Origin of the sequence: Citricoccus muralis (assembly GCF_003386075.1) — a bacterium.
Classification (GTDB): domain Bacteria; phylum Actinomycetota; class Actinomycetes; order Actinomycetales; family Micrococcaceae; genus Citricoccus; species Citricoccus muralis.
In genome coordinates this window covers 3,084,762-3,099,997 of sequence record NZ_QREH01000001.1, presented here as the reverse complement: position 1 = coordinate 3,099,997, position 15,236 = coordinate 3,084,762, and the positions used below count along the sequence as shown (strand labels likewise).

15 protein-coding genes and 1 pseudogene are annotated in these 15,236 nt (G+C 67.8%); 9 read left to right on the top strand and 7 right to left on the bottom strand.

All coding sequences use genetic code 11. The features are described from left to right. Window positions 1–166 precede the first annotated feature (166 nt). From aceB to C8E99_RS13835, 3 genes are all read left to right on the top strand, one after another. The gene (aceB, locus tag C8E99_RS13845) at window positions 167–1,849 is read left to right on the top strand and encodes a malate synthase A (RefSeq protein ID WP_115932785.1); all 1,683 of its coding nucleotides are present in this window, start codon (window positions 167–169) and stop codon (window positions 1,847–1,849) included. Window positions 1,850–1,911: 62 nt separating this feature from the next. Further along, a complete protein-coding gene (locus C8E99_RS13840; RefSeq protein ID WP_115933499.1) occupies window positions 1,912–2,280 on the top strand; it encodes a glyoxalase superfamily protein in 369 nt (122 codons plus the stop codon). Window positions 2,281–2,472: 192 nt separating this feature from the next. After that, window positions 2,473–2,652 carry a hypothetical protein gene (locus C8E99_RS13835; protein WP_147301246.1) on the top strand — a complete coding sequence of 60 codons (180 nt, stop codon included), beginning with the start codon at window positions 2,473–2,475 and terminating at the stop codon, window positions 2,650–2,652. A 110-nt stretch (window positions 2,653–2,762) separates the two neighbouring features. Here the strand turns inward: C8E99_RS13835 and C8E99_RS13830 are convergent, their stop codons facing one another. Genes C8E99_RS13830 through C8E99_RS13820 form a run of 3 tightly spaced genes read right to left on the bottom strand, consistent with a single transcriptional unit; the run spans window position 2,763 to window position 5,039 of the window. Next, on the bottom strand, window positions 2,763–3,167 hold the full coding sequence (locus C8E99_RS13830) for an acyl-CoA thioesterase (RefSeq protein ID WP_115932783.1): 405 nt from the start codon (window positions 3,165–3,167) through the stop codon (window positions 2,763–2,765). Continuing rightward, window positions 3,151–4,302: a DNA adenine methylase gene (locus C8E99_RS13825; RefSeq protein ID WP_115932782.1), complete on the bottom strand. Its 1,152-nt coding sequence runs from the start codon at window positions 4,300–4,302 to the stop codon at window positions 3,151–3,153. The genes C8E99_RS13830 and C8E99_RS13825 overlap by 17 nt, the downstream gene beginning before the upstream one ends. Window positions 4,303–4,349: 47 nt before the next feature. Then, entirely contained in the window at window positions 4,350–5,039 is a 690-nt protein-coding gene (locus C8E99_RS13820; protein WP_245952356.1) for a YoaK family protein, read from the bottom strand. A gap of 137 nt (window positions 5,040–5,176) precedes the next feature. Between C8E99_RS13820 and C8E99_RS13815 the strand changes: the two genes are divergently transcribed. From C8E99_RS13815 to C8E99_RS13805, 3 genes and pseudogenes are all read left to right on the top strand, one after another. Continuing rightward, window positions 5,177–6,295, top strand: coding sequence for a YihY/virulence factor BrkB family protein (locus C8E99_RS13815; RefSeq protein WP_115932781.1), 1,119 nt, complete (start codon window positions 5,177–5,179; stop codon window positions 6,293–6,295). Between the two features lie 175 nt (window positions 6,296–6,470). Further along, window positions 6,471–7,583 (top strand): YihY/virulence factor BrkB family protein, encoded by a 1,113-nt coding sequence (locus tag C8E99_RS13810; RefSeq protein WP_115932780.1) that lies wholly within the window; start codon window positions 6,471–6,473, stop codon window positions 7,581–7,583. Between the two features lie 22 nt (window positions 7,584–7,605). Continuing rightward, a pseudogene (locus C8E99_RS13805) lies at window positions 7,606–7,887 on the top strand (SDR family oxidoreductase); the annotation flags it as partial. 206 nt (window positions 7,888–8,093) lie between these two features. Here the strand turns inward: C8E99_RS13805 and C8E99_RS13800 are convergent. After that, window positions 8,094–9,269, bottom strand: a complete 1,176-nt coding sequence (locus C8E99_RS13800) for a thermonuclease family protein (RefSeq protein WP_170144617.1) — start codon at window positions 9,267–9,269, stop codon at window positions 8,094–8,096. 225 nt (window positions 9,270–9,494) lie between these two features. Here C8E99_RS13800 and C8E99_RS13795 point away from each other — a divergent pair, with 225 nt between their 5' ends. After that, entirely contained in the window at window positions 9,495–9,932 is a 438-nt protein-coding gene (locus tag C8E99_RS13795; protein WP_115932777.1) for a DUF3052 domain-containing protein, read from the top strand. 66 nt (window positions 9,933–9,998) lie between these two features. Continuing rightward, a complete protein-coding gene (locus tag C8E99_RS13790; protein WP_147301245.1) occupies window positions 9,999–10,637 on the top strand; it encodes a uracil-DNA glycosylase family protein in 639 nt (212 codons plus the stop codon). A gap of 2 nt (window positions 10,638–10,639) precedes the next feature. Here the strand turns inward: C8E99_RS13790 and C8E99_RS13785 are convergent, their stop codons facing one another. Together C8E99_RS13785 and C8E99_RS13780 are read right to left on the bottom strand one after the other, a co-directional pair. Then, a complete protein-coding gene (locus C8E99_RS13785) occupies window positions 10,640–11,743 on the bottom strand; it encodes an enolase C-terminal domain-like protein (protein WP_115932775.1) in 1,104 nt (367 codons plus the stop codon). Continuing rightward, window positions 11,740–12,684 carry a LysR substrate-binding domain-containing protein gene (locus tag C8E99_RS13780; protein WP_245952354.1) on the bottom strand — a complete coding sequence of 315 codons (945 nt, stop codon included), beginning with the start codon at window positions 12,682–12,684 and terminating at the stop codon, window positions 11,740–11,742. The genes C8E99_RS13785 and C8E99_RS13780 overlap by 4 nt, the downstream gene beginning before the upstream one ends. A gap of 296 nt (window positions 12,685–12,980) precedes the next feature. Between C8E99_RS13780 and C8E99_RS13775 the strand changes: the two genes are divergently transcribed. Continuing rightward, on the top strand, window positions 12,981–14,531 hold the full coding sequence (locus tag C8E99_RS13775; RefSeq protein WP_211309058.1) for an SLC13 family permease: 1,551 nt from the start codon (window positions 12,981–12,983) through the stop codon (window positions 14,529–14,531). A gap of 36 nt (window positions 14,532–14,567) precedes the next feature. Here C8E99_RS13775 and C8E99_RS13770 read toward each other — a convergent pair whose 3' ends face one another. Next, window positions 14,568–15,227 carry a LytR C-terminal domain-containing protein gene (locus C8E99_RS13770; RefSeq protein WP_147301244.1) on the bottom strand — a complete coding sequence of 220 codons (660 nt, stop codon included), beginning with the start codon at window positions 15,225–15,227 and terminating at the stop codon, window positions 14,568–14,570. Window positions 15,228–15,236 lie beyond the last annotated feature (9 nt).

Here is a 15,236-nt window from a genome sequence, read left to right as displayed (position 1 = left end):
ACCGCGACGCCGGCCCCCAACCGGACGGCCGGCGTCGCCCCTTTTTTTCACCCCGCACACACCCTGGGGCTCTTCCATCGACTTTCCTGACACCGCGCGTTCTTCGCAACGCGCACCGCGTCACCGCCATCAGGGCGGGCGCGGACGACTCCCCGAGGAGGCTCCCATGTACCCCACCGACCAGCCCATCACCCTCAACGGCGTGACGATCACCGGACCGCACCTGCCCCGGCAGGAGGAGATCCTCACCCCCGACGCCCTCGACTTCCTGGCCACCCTGCACCGGCAGTTCAACGGCCGCCGCCGCGAGCTGCTGACCAAGCGGGAGGAGACCCGCCAGCGGATCTCCGACGGAGCCACCCTGGACTTCCTGCCGGAGACCCGCACCATCCGCGAGGACGGCTCCTGGCGCGTGGCCCCGCTCGCGCCGGGCCTGAAGGACCGCCGCGTGGAGATCACCGGGCCGGTAGACCGGAAGATGACCATCAACGCGATGAACTCCGGTGCCAAGTGCTGGCTGGCCGACTTCGAGGACTCCTCCTCACCGTCCTGGGAGAACATGCTGAACGGTCAGGTGAACCTGCGGGATGCCATCCGCCGCCAGATCGACTTCACCTCCCCCGAAGGCAAGGACTACGCGCTCGGCGGCGTGCAGCTCGTGGACCGCCCGACCATCATCGTCCGGCCCCGCGGCTGGCACCTCGAGGAGGACCACCTGGTGGTGGACGGCGAGCCGATGGCCGGCGCCCTGGTGGACTTCGGCCTGTACTTCTTCCACAACGCCAAGGAACTGCTGCGCCGCGGCCGCGGACCATACTTCTACCTGCCGAAGACCGAGAACCACCTCGAGGCCCGCCTGTGGAACTGCATCTTCGTGGTGGCCCAGGACCACCTCGGGATCCCGCAGGGCACCGTGCGCGCCACCGTGCTGATCGAGACGATCACCGCGGCCTTCGAGATGGAGGAGATCCTCTACCAGCTGCGCAACCATGCCGCGGGCCTGAACGCCGGGCGGTGGGACTACATCTTCTCCATCATCAAGAACTTCCGGGACCGCGGCGATCAGTTCGTGCTGCCTGACCGTGCCGACGTGACCATGACCGCCCCGATGATGCGGGCCTACACCGATCAGCTCGTGCGCGCCTGCCACCGGCGCGGCGCCTCGGCGATCGGCGGCATGGCGGCCTTCATCCCGAACCGCCGCGATCCCGAGGCCAACGCCACCGCGCTGGAGAAGGTCCGTGCGGACAAGACCCGCGAAGCCGGCGATGGCTTCGACGGGTCCTGGGTGGCCCACCCGGACCTGGTGCCGGTGGCCATGGAGGTCTTCGACGCGGTCCTGGCCGACCGCCAGAACCAGATCCGTGCCAACCGCCGCGAGGACGTGACGCCCGACGCCGCAGCCCTGCTGGCCGTATCCGAGACCCCGGGGTCCATCACGGAAGCAGGCGTACGGATGAACATCGAGGTCGGCATCCGCTATGTGGAATCCTGGCTGCGGGGCAACGGCGCCGCCGCCATCCACAACCTCATGGAGGACGCCGCCACCGCGGAGATCTCCCGATCCCAGATCTGGCAGTGGATCAACGCCGGGTCTTCCGCCGAGCTGACCGGGGGCGGCACCCGCACCGTGACCCGCGAGTGGGTCCAGGGGCTGATGGACGAGGAGTTCGCCCGCATCCTGGCAACCGGACGGACCGAGGGCGACCGCTTCGACGACGCCCTGGAGGTCTTCTCCGGTTCCGCCCTGGCCGAGGAGTACCCGGACTTCCTCACTCTTCCGGCCTATCGGAAGTTCCTCTCGGCCCAGGCTCCGGCACGCCAAGCACTGGCGGGCACCTCAGTCTGAGATTCGATCGCGGCGGTGCCAGGACCTGTTCCTGGCACCGCCGCGGTTTTACGGTGACGGTCATGGATATGAAGATCGAGCTGGTTGCCATTCCGGTCACCGACGTGGACCGGGCGAAATCCTTCTACGTAGACCAGGTCGGTTTCCACGCGGACCACGACTACGTCCTTTCCCCCGAGCTGCGATTCGTCCAGCTCACGCCGCCGGGATCGGCCTGCTCGGTGGTCCTGGGCGTGGGAATCACCGAGATGGCTCCGGGTTCGCAAAAAGGCGTACAGATGGTGATCGACGATGCGGATGCCGCCCACGCGGAACTGTCCGGTCGCGGGGTGGAGTGCAGCGGCGTGGACGAACAGGACTGGGGCCGGTTCGTGTACTTCGCTGATCCGGATGGCAACACCTGGTCGTTGCAGCAGATGCCGCCGCGCTGAGTCCCCTGCGGGGCCGTCCCACGGGTCCCACGGACAGCTCGCCCGGGCCCCCAGGACCCTCCGGCGACCGCACCCTGGGCGCCCTGGACAGTGAGCGGCGGACCGCACACTTGCCCGCACCCTGCAGGGTTGCCACACTGGGGTTCCCTACCGTCGGATGAAAGAGTCGCCATGGACCACGTGAATCCGGAAATGCCTGAGGAAGACCGCCTCGACGAGCCGCAACCTCAACTCTCGGGGGACGAGGCCCTGGCCGAACCGCCCGTCGCCGACGACCCTGTGGAGACGGCCGCACACCGCCACGATGAGGAACTGGCCGAGGAATGGGAGAACGAGTCCTTCCCTGCCTCGGACCCGCCATCCAATTACTGAATCCCGGGATCACCACCGCCTGTCTCCCCGCCTCCCCCACGAGACCGCGGGGAGACAGGGCGCCCAGTGGGTTCAGCGGGGCGTTCGCAGTGCAGCGGATCAAGACCGGCTCAGTCTGCCCACCTCCACTCCTCGAGCTGGGCACGCTCCTCCTCGGTCAATGCCCGGGACCGGCCCGACCCCTCCACATTGACCATGATCGCGTCCACCGTGAACACCGGTGCGCCGTCCTGGATCCCGCGATGACGCAACGTGAATGACTTCGTGCCGATCCTCCGGACCCCCACCTGCATGGTGAGGCTCGGCGCGTACCGAGTCTGAGCGTGGTAGTCGATCTCCTGCCGGGCCACCACGCGGTTCGCCTCGGGCGGCCCGGTCGTCGCAGAGTCCAGGAAGGACTGGAACCGCACGCGCGCCTCTTCGGCGAGGGTGACCACCTTGGCATTGTTCACGTGCCCCTGCAGGTCCTGGTCAGACCACCGCAGGTCCATCTCGAATTCATAGGGTGCAGACATGACCCGCGTCCCCCTTCTTCCTTGTCGTGCTCGTACTGCCCGTCCTGCCTGCGCTGCCCAGGGAAAAGTGTCCTCCGCTGATGGCCGCTCCGGCCGCGGCCTGCGCCGCCGCGACCTTCTCGGCCGGCCCGGCCACGAAGACCAGCTCCGTGTTGCGCAGGTGGGACACCTTTCCCACCTTCTCCCCCGTGGGCGAGTGGATGCCGATGCTCGCCCCGACGTACCGCTTCGAGTCGAAGCCCAGCACGGCCACCGTCTCATGGCCGGCCTCCCGCAGGGACTGCTCCATGGCGTCTGCGGTGATCCATGATTCGTCGTTGTAGGACACGACGACCACCTCGGACCGGATCCGGGTGAGCACGTCCGCGAGCGCCGCCGGCATCGTGCGCTTGGAGTTGAAGACGCTGCGGGTGTCCTCGTCACGGACGTCCACCCGCTTGCAGGCCACCCCGTAGTGCTCCGGCTCGTCCCAGCGGACCAAGGTCTCCCACACGTGGTAGTTGGCGTAGTAGCGGTGCTGGTTGTAGGGCGGGTCCACGTAGTAGAGGTCGGCCGGCGGCAGGGTGTCCACCGTGTCCATCACGTCCCCGACCACCACGGCCCCCGGCCCGTCCAGCAACGCAGGCATCCGCAGTTCCAGGTCCCGCCCCGAACGCCGGGCCCAGGACTTCAGGTAGGCCATCTGGATGCCCGTGGTGGAATCCACGCGATCAGCGGCTTCCAGCAGGGAGGTCAGCAGGATCGGATACCAGGGGGTGCCGGCGTACTCGTCTTCGATGCGCTGCCGGATCGCGTCGATCCGCATGCCGTTCTGGGGTTGGAAGTAGCGTGCCTGCTCGCAGAACGTCGCCGTCACATAGCCGCGGGTCGGCGTCGTGCCCTGAAGGTCCACCAGGATCTCGGCGAGCTCCGCGCGGTCTGTGGACCGCGCGTCGGTGGCGATGTAGCAGCCGGCGAGCACGCCGGTGTAGGTGGCCCGGTCCGAGGCCGTGGTGTGGATGCCTCGGCGCTTGAATTCCTGGGCCACCCGGGTGGTGCCGGAGAAGAGGTCGACGGCGGTGCGGGCACCGGCCGCTGACGCCATGGCACCCAGCACGGGCACCAACAACCGCTTGGAGCCCAGGTACTTGATCATGCATCGAACCTAACCGACGCCTGACGTGCGGAGGGGAAGGCGCGGCCTCAGGTCTGGGAGGACCAGGCGGCGCGCGGCCCCCGAAGGCTCAAGACCACCGCCGGAACGAGCAGCAGGAGGACGGCGATCCACAACGCGCCCAGCCCCAGCACCTGGTAGGCCACAGCCCCCGCGATGGCTCCCACGGCGATGGCGCACCACAACACCAGGTATCGCAGCCAGATGGTGCGGTTGCCCCCGGTGACCGCGTGGGCCAGGTGCTGTCCCATCTTGACCAGAGTCCCCGTCATGTAGGTCAGCCCCACGGTGACCTCCCCACCACGGGTGAACGTGCCGTTGACTGCCCCCATGCTGGCCGCGATGGCGGGCGCGACGGCGATCTGCAGCACGGGGACCGAGGCGCAGACGGCGGCGGACAACAGGAGGATGAGGGACACCCACACCGCAGTGGAGCGCGGACCATACGGCGGGGTGCGCCCAGACCGGGAGGCCCGCATATGCACGGCCAGGGATGACGCCACGACGCCGACCACGAAGAAGAGCACCAGCCCCATGGCCTTCACCCAGCCCAGCAGGTCCCCCGTGGCCAGGTCCGCCCCGGCCCGGGTGGAGTTGCCGGACATGAAGGAGACGAAGTAACCGCCGAGGTGGATGAAGGCGAGCCCGTCCACGAACCCCGCGGTCGCGGTCAAGTGGCCGGCCAGGGCTCCTTGACGCACTGTCAGCGATCCGGCCACGCGACCTTCCTTTCCCCAGGAGACAACACCTCGACTGTAGCGTCGGTGACTCGTCGCGATGCGGTGCTTTCAGATCCGCCGCGAACAGGACAGGATGGCAGTCAGACAGGCCAGACCGCAGACGAGAGGACAAGATCGTGCCCATCAAAGATCCCATTGACGCCACGCTCGAGGCGGCGGACGCCCCGTCTCCGGATCACGGCGAGAAACCCGATGATCCGCCCAAGCTCAAGGGCGCGAGCTGGAAGTACGCCTTCAAGCGTGCTCTCAAGGAGTTCGGCACCGACAGCGGCACCGACTTGGCCGCCCGGCTGACCTACTTCATGGTGCTGTCCCTGGCGCCGGCCCTGCTGGCCATCTTCTCGATCATCACGCTGGTGCTCGCCAACAACGCCGACACGGTCACCACCCTGGCGGATGACGTGGTCAAGCAGTACGTACCGGCCGACTACCAGAGCCTCGTGGTCGATCTCGTGGACACGATGATCAGTTCCTCCACCGGGGGCATCATCGCCTTGATCATCGGTATCGCCACCGCCCTGTGGTCGGCTTCTGCCTACGTCAAGGCCTTCTCGCGCTCCATGAACGCCATCTACGGGGTGGAGGAGGGCCGCGGCCTGGTGAAGCAGCTCGGGACCATGTTGCTGGTCACCCTCGCCCTGATCGTCGGCGTGGTGCTCATCCTGGTCTCGCTCGCGTTGAACCAAGCGCTGGTCGAAGGGGTCCTGGGCCCGATCGCCGAACCCCTCGGGATGGGCGGCACCCTGTCCTTCCTGTCCGAGACGTTCCTGCCGATCTGGGTCTGGGTCAAGTGGCCGGTCATCCTGGCCCTCATCATCGCCATGATCGCCGTGCTGTACTACTTCACGCCCAACGTGAAGCAGCCCAAGTTCACCTGGGTCGGTATCGGCTCGGTCGTGGCGATCATCGGCATCGCCATTGCGGGCGTGGCCCTGTCCATCTATCTCTCGCAGTTCGCCGGTTACAGCTCCTACGGCGCGATCGGCACCGTGATGGCGCTGCTGTTCGCCCTGTGGATCTTCAACATCGTCCTGCTGCTCGGCGCGGAGATCGATGCCGAGGTCGAACGCGCCCGGCAGCTGCAGGCCGGCATCCCGGCGGAGGAGATGATCCAGCTCCCCCCGCGGGACATCTCCAAGGTGGAGAAGTTGAGGGAAGGCCGGGACAAGCTGGAAGCCGAGGGCCGCGTATTGCGCCTCGCCTACAGCGACACAGCGTCCGGGCGGGGGTCTTGATCGTCGACCGGCGCTGACGGGACGGCATCCGGGCGCGTCAGCCTCTCCACGGCAGTCACGCTGCCGAGGCACGGCGATAGTCTCGGGTACAGGACCGGGGAGCTCCGGGCGTCACGGGCCCACGGTCGCGACGAGGCCACGGCCAGAGGGCGTGGACGAGGAGAGGACCCCCGACGTGCCCATCACAGACCCCATTGAGGCGACCCTGGCAGCGGCGGACCGGTCGGAACGGCACCACGGAGGCCGGCCGCCCTCCCCCGGCCGGCTCAACGGACCGGGACGGAAGTACGCCTTCACCCGTGCCATCAAGGAGTTCGTCGCCACCGGGGGCATAGACCTGTCCGCCACGCTGACCTACTTCATGGTGCTCTCCCTGGCCCCGGCACTTCTGGCGGTCTTCTCCATCATCTCGCTCGTCCTGGCGAACAACGCCGAGACGGTGCAGCAGTTGGTGAACGACGTGGTCGTCGAGTACGTGCCCACCGACTACCGAGGACTCGTCGTCGACTTGGTGGACACGATCATCAGCGCCTCCTCGGGCGGTGCCATCGCGCTCGCCATCGGCATCGCCACCGCGCTATGGTCGGCCTCGATCTATGTCAGGGCCTTCTCCCGGTGTATGAACACCGTCTACGGGGTCCAGGAGGGCCGCGGGTTCGTTCGGCAGATCGCTACGATGCTCCTGACAACACTGGTCCTGCTCATCGGCGTCGTGCTGATCTTGGTGTCTCTGGCCCTGAACCAGTCGCTCGTCAACGGCGTGCTCGGGCCGATCGCAGATCCCCTCGGGCTGACCGACACCCTGACCTTCCTCACGGAGACGTTCCTGCCGCTGTGGGCGTGGTTGAGGTGGCCGTTCGTTCTGGCGCTGATGATCTGCATGATCGCGGTGCTCTACCTGGTCACCCCCAACGTGAAGAAGCCCAAGTCGGGCTGGCTGCGCAGTGGTTCGGTCCTCGCCATCCTCGGGATCGGCTTCGCCGCGGTGGCCCTGTCCATCTACCTGAGCCAGTTCGCCGGGTACAGCTCCTACGGCGCCATCGGCACGGTCATGGCCCTGCTGGTCGTATTGTGGGTCTTCAACATCGTGCTGTTGTTCGGCGCGTACGTGGACGCCGAGGTGGCCAGGGCCCGGCAGTTGCTGGCCGGAATACCGGCCGAGATGGCCATCCAGTTGCCTCCACGGGACACCGCCAGGGTCCACAAGGCCAAGAAGATGCGGGACATGCTCGAGTCTGATGGCCGGGTGTTGCGCCTGACCTACGGCACGGCGGACCGCGCGGGCTGACACCGACGACGGATCCGGCCTCGGCGCCGCAGCCGCCCTCACGATCGCCCAGCAGGGCGGCCGCCAGACCCTGGTGGACCTCAACGAGGACGGGCTGAAGGCCACCCAGGAGCAGATCCTCCAGACCGTGCCAGACGCCCCGATCCTCCTGGTCACCGCCAACGTCACCGACGAGGAGCACGTCCAGCACTACGTGGATCAGCACGTGGCGACGTTCGGCGCGATCGACGGCTTCTTCAACAACGCCGGATTCATCAACGGCACCGTCATCCCGATCGACGGCGGCCAGCACATCAAGTACTGACCCGTCCCGGCACCCGGCCTCAGCCACGGCCCCGGTCGTAGTGCCCGCTCGGCCCGAGCGCATCAGGCCCGGCGGAACACACCGAGCCCGACGCCGGCCCGGCACCTGATGCGAACCATCGCACCCAGGTGCCGGGCCGGCGTCGTTCCCTACTTTTGGGGCGGCCAGAGACGACTACTTATCCCTGTCCCACAGAACGCGTGTTTTCAGCAGGGCTTGTAGAACTGGCCACCCGGGGCATAGCAGCGGGGGCCCGTGTAGCCCGGGAAGTCAGCGTCCGTTCCGTAACCACTATTCGACGGCTGCTGACGGCGTGGAGCCTCCTGCTGCCTCTCATTCGAACGGTTGCGCTCTGCCTGGCGAGCTTCCTCTTGTTCGCGGGCTCTGTCTGCCTGCCGCTCAGCTTCTGCCTGCTGCCGCTCTGCTTCTGCCTCGCGAGCCTGTTCCGCTTGACGAGCTTCTTCAGCCGCTCGTTCCTCCGCGGCCTTCTGCTCCGCAGCCTCTCGCTCCTCCGCCGCCTTCTTCTCCGCGGCGGCCTTCTCGGCAGCCAACTTCTCCTCCGCTGCCTTCTGCTCTGCAGCCACTCGGGCGGCCTCCACCAGTTCCGCCTCCTTGGCCAGCAGGTCCTGTTGATAGGCCACCGCGGCCGGCCATGCCACATCGCTTCTCTTCCGCAATGTCAGCGCCAGATCACCATAGGCCTTGGAGAGAACCACATGGCTACCGGACTCGACCAGATCCAGAGCAGATCCCAAGGCCTCACCGGCGGCGATCACCGGGGCAGCCGCTGCGAGCGCCGCGGCCACTCCGGCGGCGTCTGCGGGGATGGCCGCAGGCAGATCTTCCAAGGGTGGAAGGGCCTCGGCCAGGGCTGGGATGGTGCACTCAACGGCCGGGCCGTGCAGGCCCTCGCCGGCCTCCTCGGCGCGCTCCTGCGCCTCGAGAACCTCCGAATAGAAGCGATCATTCGGCTCATACAGGACGGCCACACCCAGTCCGGCTTCGGCCAGGTCCGCATTCACCAACGAATCGCCCTTGTAGACACCGGCCAAGGTTCGGTCATACCGGTCAGTGCGCTCGACGTCATAGACGAGATCGATCTCTTCACCCGGGGCCAGCAATTCCTCCAGGAATGCTGTGGCTTCCGGGCCCAGGCACTGAACGGGCTTCTCCGGGTGCTTGGTCTCCGGCGTATCCACATTCAACAGCCGGACACGTTGAACCTCTCCGTTGACCTCCGCGTCGATGGTGTCACCGTCGATCACCCGGACCACGGTCGCCTGGTCGCGGTCGTCCGAACCACCAGATTGCGCCACCGCGACGCCGGTGGCGCCTGCCGCCACGGCCACCACGGCCACCCCGGTGATCACCTTGGCGGTCACTGATGACCTTGCCCACAAACCAGCCATGACCATCGAGTCCTCTGTGCGTGCCCCTCCGCATGATGACCACAGCAGCATAGGCGAGCGGCAGGGGACCGCGGTCCCGGCCACTGGAGATGACGGGCTCCACGGACTTCGAAGCCGACCCGGCACCTTCCCCGGAAATCCTGTGGAAGATGCCGGGCCGACGTCGTTCCCCCGTCACGGTGGGGGCAGAATGGTGCCATGGCCACGACCCCGGAACAGCCCGCCACCCCCGCCGCCTCTACCGCGCCTGCCGCCCCCGCCGCGCCCCAGAAGACCACCGCGCAGAAGCTCTTCATCAAGCCCACCGACACCCTGCACCTGGCCGGCGGGCACCAGGGCCTGCACGCGCTCCTGGATCCCCTGCCCGAGGGCGTCACCCTGACGGACAAGATCACGGAGGCCACCGCCGTCGTGCTCTTCGCCCAGGACCAGAGGTCCCTGGACGGCGTCCTGAACGATTGGCTGGAACCGGCGCTCGGCGCCCGGGTGCTGTGGATCGGCTATCCGAAGGGGGGCCGGTCGGACATCAATCGGGACACCATCTGGAAGGACATCGAGGCCCGGGGGCACACGCTGAACGCCAACATCCCGCTGTCCGGGGAGTGGTCCTCCGTGCGGGTGAGAACCGCCTCGTAGACTGGGGGTAGCAGGCCGGTCTGAACTGACCGGAGCACCACACATCAACACTGAGGGACAGCACCCATGCGCCGAATGTCCGATCCCGCCTACGTCTCCGAAAGCCAAGACCGCCTCCACGGCGAGAACATCGAACCGATCACCCAGCTCTGCGATTCACTGGAGGCCACGGACAAGGGCCCCATCCCCTACGTCGACCCCGCCCTTGACGTGGACGAGGCCCGCATCCTGGTCCTCACCTCCGCCCCGGGACCCGGCACCGCGTCCGGTTTCCTGTCCCATGAGAACGACGACGACGCCTCCGAGCGTCTGCTCCGCGTCTTCTCCTCGGCGGGCCTGGACCCCAAGTACACCATCCCCTGGCTGGTCCACCCCTGGACCCAGGAGGACTACGCCCTGAACCTCACGAAGGAGCGGATCGCCACGGGCGTGAAGCCCTTCAACCGCTTCCTCAAGCGCGTCCCCCGCGTGGTGGCCATCATCGCCCACGGTGGCGAGTCCCAGAAGCTCATCAAGGCGTTCTCCTCCACCATCGGTGGTTCTGTGCTCTCGGCGAAGGCCATCAAGGTCTTCAACGCCCCCGCGCTGCACGCCCAGAGCGCCAACCGAAAGTTCACGCCGGAGGAACTCGAGGATCAGATGGTCGAGACCTACGGCCAGGCCATGCGCCTGTGCGGCATCCGACCACTCGTGAGCGGCAACTGACCTCAGCGGTCGGTGCGGTACCTCGACAGCTTCTCGCCGTCGATCTCCGCACCGACGCCCGGCACGTCCCGCACGGAGATCCGTCCGTTGGCGATGGCGATCGGCTCGGCCAGCAGGTCGTCGGACATGTCCAGGAAATTGGACAGCTCCCCGGCCCGGCGGCTGGTCGCCTCGTGGGCCGCGCCGAAGGTCACGGTGGCGAGTGAACCGACCTGGGTGTCGATCTGATTGCCCATGGTCACGTCCACTCCCAACCCGGTGCACAGCCCCAGGATCTCGGTGGCCTCCGTGAACCCGGACCGGGCCGTCTTGATGCAGATCGCATTGCAGCCACCCGAGAGCAGCTCACGGGAGGCATCTCCGGCCGTGGGAACGGACTCGTCCCCCACCACGGGGATCGGCGACTTCTCGACCAGGCGCCGGCGGCTCATGGCCTCCTTGGCGTCGCACGGCTCCTCCAACAGGGTCAGGCCCAGGCCGTCCGTCTGCTGGAGCACCTGCATGGCCTCATTGGCGGTCCAGCCGCGATTGGCGTCCAGGTAGAGCTCCACGTCCGCCCCCAGGCCCTCGCGGAGCACGTGGCAGGCCTCGATGTCCAGGGACAGCGGGCGGCGGCCGACCTTCAGCTTGAAGGTGGTGATGCCGTATTCCTCGCCGAAACGCAGCGCCTCGTCCAGCAGCTCCTGGGCCGGCTTGAAGCCGAGCATGTGGGAGACCCGCATCGAATCGGTCCACCCACCGAGCAGCTGGTGCACCGGCCGTCCCAGCGTCCTACCGGCCAGGTCCCACAGGGCGATGTCCACGGTGCCCTTGGCGACCTGGTTGTTGATGGTCCGGCGCATCACGGCGTGGACCTTCTCCCGGTCGAAGGGGTCCAGCCCGATGACCTGCGGGGCGAAGACCTCCTCGACAATGTTCTTGATGGACACCTGCGTCTCACCGTAGGTGTAAGGCCGCGGCGGGGCATCGGCCACCCCCGTGATCCCCTCATCGGTGTGGATCCGCACTAGCACGTGGTCCGCGGTGTCCACGGCACCGGAGGCGAACTTCAACGGGTGGTGGTACGGGATGGCATAGGGGATGGCTTCGATGCCGGTGATCTTCATGGACGCTCCTGCTGGTCAGAGGACGGAGGGTGGACGAGGCTTGGCTGGTCGTGGCGCACGTCGCCCACGGCACGGTGGGCGAGCGCCCGGAAGGGCGGGATGAGTCCGGAGCGGCTGCCGTTCTTCCAGGCGATGGCGAGCCCGACTTCGGGCGCATTCTCGAGTTCGCGGTAGGCGATGGGGGACGCCGCGGCCCGCCGGGCGCCGTCGGGCACCAGGGCCAGGCCCATGCCGGCACCCACGAAGGCCAGCAGGGTCGAGGTCTCCGTGGCCTCCTGCACGACGCGCGGGCGGAAGCCCGCCTGCCGGCAGGCCTCGGACGTGATGGTGGCGACGGCGGAGCCCTGCGGGTAGCTCACGAAGTCCTCCCCGGCGAGCTCGGCCAGGGGCACGGGGCCACCGGCGGTGGCCAGCCGGTGGTGAGCCGGGAGGGCGAGCACGAGGCTGTCCCCCTCGAGGGCGTGGAGCAGCAATTCCGAGGACTGCACCGGCGGTCGCAGGACGGCGATGTCGAGCCGGTTCTCCAGCAGCCCCTGTTCGATCTGCGGGGTGAGCATCTCCCCCATCACGTGCAGGCGGACCCCGGGCAGCTCACGCCGGGCCAGTTGCACCACCGCCGGCATGACCCGGTAGGTGGCCGAGCCGACGAAGCCGACGCGCAGCACGCCCGCCGCGCCAGCGCCGACCTCACGCACATCTTTGGCCAGGGCCTCGACGTCGGCCAGGATCTGCCGGGCCCGCTCCAGCATGAGCTGCCCGGCATCGGTGAGGTCCACCCGGCGGGTGGTCCGCTCGAAGAGCTTGGTGCCCAGGGTGGTCTCCAGCTGCTTGATCTGCTGGGAAAGCGGCGGCTGGGCCATGTGCAGCCGCTCGGCCGCCCGCCCGAAATGCCGCTCCTCGGCCACGGCCACGAAATAACGCATCTGGCGCAGGTCCACCACGCCACCCCCTTTCCGATGCCATCCTGGGCCGGGCCGGCCCGCTCTGCGCCGCGCTCGGTGAGCGCGGCATGGTCGATCCAGCGTAGGGATGGCATGACTCACAAGTGAAAGACCAGTTCCGACCATATTAGAACTCTGGACATATCAATACAGGTCGAATGTGTACTTCTGTCCTGTCATTGATCCGCGTACGGTGTTACGGGTCACAGATTCAGACGGTTCTGGTGAAGGAACCGCTCGACGCCACCGCCCACTCTGCGCAACCCGCTCCATCAGATCCCCGAGGACCACCCGAGATGACCCAGACCTCTTCCGAAGCCCGCGCGGCCACCGCACCGGGACAACCCGAACCCCAGTCAGACGCGCTCGACTCCGGCGGCAAGCGCAATTGGTGGTTGCTGGCCCTGGGGCCGGCAGCCGGCCTGGTGCTGGCCCTGGTGCTGCCGGCGTCGTTGTCCTTCGAAGGCCGCGCAGTAGCCGGCTGCGCCCTGTGGATGGCGATCTGGTGGATGACCGAGGCCGCCCCCATCCCGGTGACGTCCCTGCTGCCGCTCGTGCTGTTCCCGCTGTTCGGGATGGCGCCCATGAAGGACGTGGCCGCGCCGTACGCCGATTCGGTCGTCTTCCTCGTGATGGGCGGCGTGATCCTGGGGCTGGCCACGGAACGGTCCAACCTGCACCTGCGCGTAGCCCTGTTGACCATCCGCATGGTGGGCACCAAGCCCGCGCAGATCGTGTTCGGCCTGATGGCGGCCTCGGCCTTCATCTCCGCCTGGGTATCCAACACCGCCACCGCCGTCATCATGGTGCCGATCGCCGTCTCGATCCTGCAGCTGGTGCGCCGGGTCGACCCGGAGGCAGGCGGCAAGCGGTTCGCTGCGTCCATGCTCCTTGGCGTCGCCTACGGCGTGACGATCGGCTCCACCGCCACCCTGATCGGGCAGCCGCCGATGGCCCTCATGAAGGGCTACCTCATGGAGTCGCACGGCTTCGACCTGCAGTTCGGCCACTGGATGCTGGTCGGGGTGCCCTGGGCCATCGTCATGATCGGGATCGCCTGGCTGGTGCTGACCAAGCTCGTGTTCCGCGCCGAGGTCTCCGAGATCCCGGGCGGCAAGCAGATGATCAAGGACGAGCTGGCCAAGCTCGGCCGGCTGACCACCCCGGAGCGCCGCGTGGGCATCATCTTCCTGCTGGCGATCTTCTTCTGGGTCTTCGTCCCCTTCATCGCGGACATCCCGGCCGTGGCCGAAGCAGTGCCGTTTCTAGGCACCATCTCGGACACCCAGGTCGCCATGGCCGCCGCCATCGCCTGCTTCATCGTTCCCGCCGAGAAGCGCTCCGTGGACCCGAGCGGCACCGCCCTGCTGCGCTGGTCCGCGGCCAAGGAGATCCCGTGGGGCCTGCTGCTGCTCTTCGGCGGCGGGCTGTCCCTCTCCGCGATGTTCACGGCCACCGGCTTCTCGGAGTGGCTGGGCAGCCAGGTGGGCGCCCTCAGCGGTGTCCCCACGTGGCTGGTGCTGCTGATCGTGATCCTCGTGGCCTTGGCCCTGACCGAGCTCACCTCGAACACCGCAACAGCCGCCGCGTTCTTCCCGATCTTCGGCGCCGTGGCCGTGGGCCTGGGCATGGATCCGCTGTTCATGACCGTCGCCGTGACCCTGGCGGTCTGCTCGGCCTACATGCTGCCGGTGGCCACGCCGTCCAACGCCGTGGCGTTCGGTTCGGGCGAGGTGACCATCAAGCAGATGGTGCGCGCCGGTGTCTGGCTCAACCTCGTCTCCATCGGCTTGATCATGCTCGTGATGTACACGCTGGTCCCGCTGGTCTTCCCCGGCGGGATGTGATCTGACGACGGCGCACTGGGCGGCTGAGGCGATCGCTCAGCCCAGCGCCGCCGTCGGGGCCTCTGTCTCGAGCCGCTGGCAGTCCAGCGGTCCGGATGCGGTGTTGACCCCGTCCGCCGGCACGAGGCCCTCGTACTGGGTGCCCATGATGACGTCCACTGTGGCCTCCTCGCGGGCGTCCGGGAGGTAGACCGAGCCCTCGATGTTCCGCTGCACCGCCAGGGACGTGTCCCGTCCGTCCGGGCCGGAAATGATGACGGCCACCATATTGGAGGTGGTGAACCCCTTGTTGCCGACCCCACCGATCACGAACTCGCGGTCCTCGAGGGCGTTGGCCACGTCCCCGGCCAGCCCGCCGATGGTGGTGCCGTTGTAGACGGTCACCGTGGCCTCGGTCGAGTAGTCGAACTCCCCCGCCGGGCACAGGAGCGGCTCCTCCGGCGGGGCCGCCTCCCACCCCGGGATGCTCCAGGCCCCCTGCAGCACCTGATACGCCGTGACGGTCACCCCGGAGACGAGGAGGGCCACGATCAGCAGGACGATCGCGTGCCGGCGGTGACGCCGGCGGCGGTCCCGCTGCAGGACCTTCGGGTCCACCACCCCGAAATACCGGCCGAGGTCGTGCTCCGTGAAGATCCGCCGTCCGTCCGGCTCCTGGCGCGGGTCCACGTCCGGAGGCATCTGAGGGTGGGACACGGGACCCCC

Bases quoted from the DNA above. Each gene is read 5' to 3' on its own strand.
- C8E99_RS13775 (WP_211309058.1), top strand. From the start codon at position 12,981: ATGACCCAGACCTCTTCCGAAGCCCGCGCGGCCACCGCACCGGGACAA.
- C8E99_RS13840 (WP_115933499.1), top strand. From the start codon at position 1,912: ATGGATATGAAGATCGAGCTGGTTGCCATTCCGGTCACCGACGTGGAC.
- C8E99_RS13785 (WP_115932775.1), bottom strand. From the start codon at position 11,743: ATGAAGATCACCGGCATCGAAGCCATCCCCTATGCCATCCCGTACCAC.
- C8E99_RS13835 (WP_147301246.1), top strand. From the start codon at position 2,473: ATGCCTGAGGAAGACCGCCTCGACGAGCCGCAACCTCAACTCTCGGGG.
- C8E99_RS13795 (WP_115932777.1), top strand. From the start codon at position 9,495: ATGGCCACGACCCCGGAACAGCCCGCCACCCCCGCCGCCTCTACCGCG.
- C8E99_RS13830 (WP_115932783.1), bottom strand. From the start codon at position 3,167: ATGTCTGCACCCTATGAATTCGAGATGGACCTGCGGTGGTCTGACCAG.
- aceB (WP_115932785.1), top strand. From the start codon at position 167: ATGTACCCCACCGACCAGCCCATCACCCTCAACGGCGTGACGATCACC.
- C8E99_RS13825 (WP_115932782.1), bottom strand. From the start codon at position 4,302: ATGATCAAGTACCTGGGCTCCAAGCGGTTGTTGGTGCCCGTGCTGGGT.
- C8E99_RS13790 (WP_147301245.1), top strand. From the start codon at position 9,999: ATGCGCCGAATGTCCGATCCCGCCTACGTCTCCGAAAGCCAAGACCGC.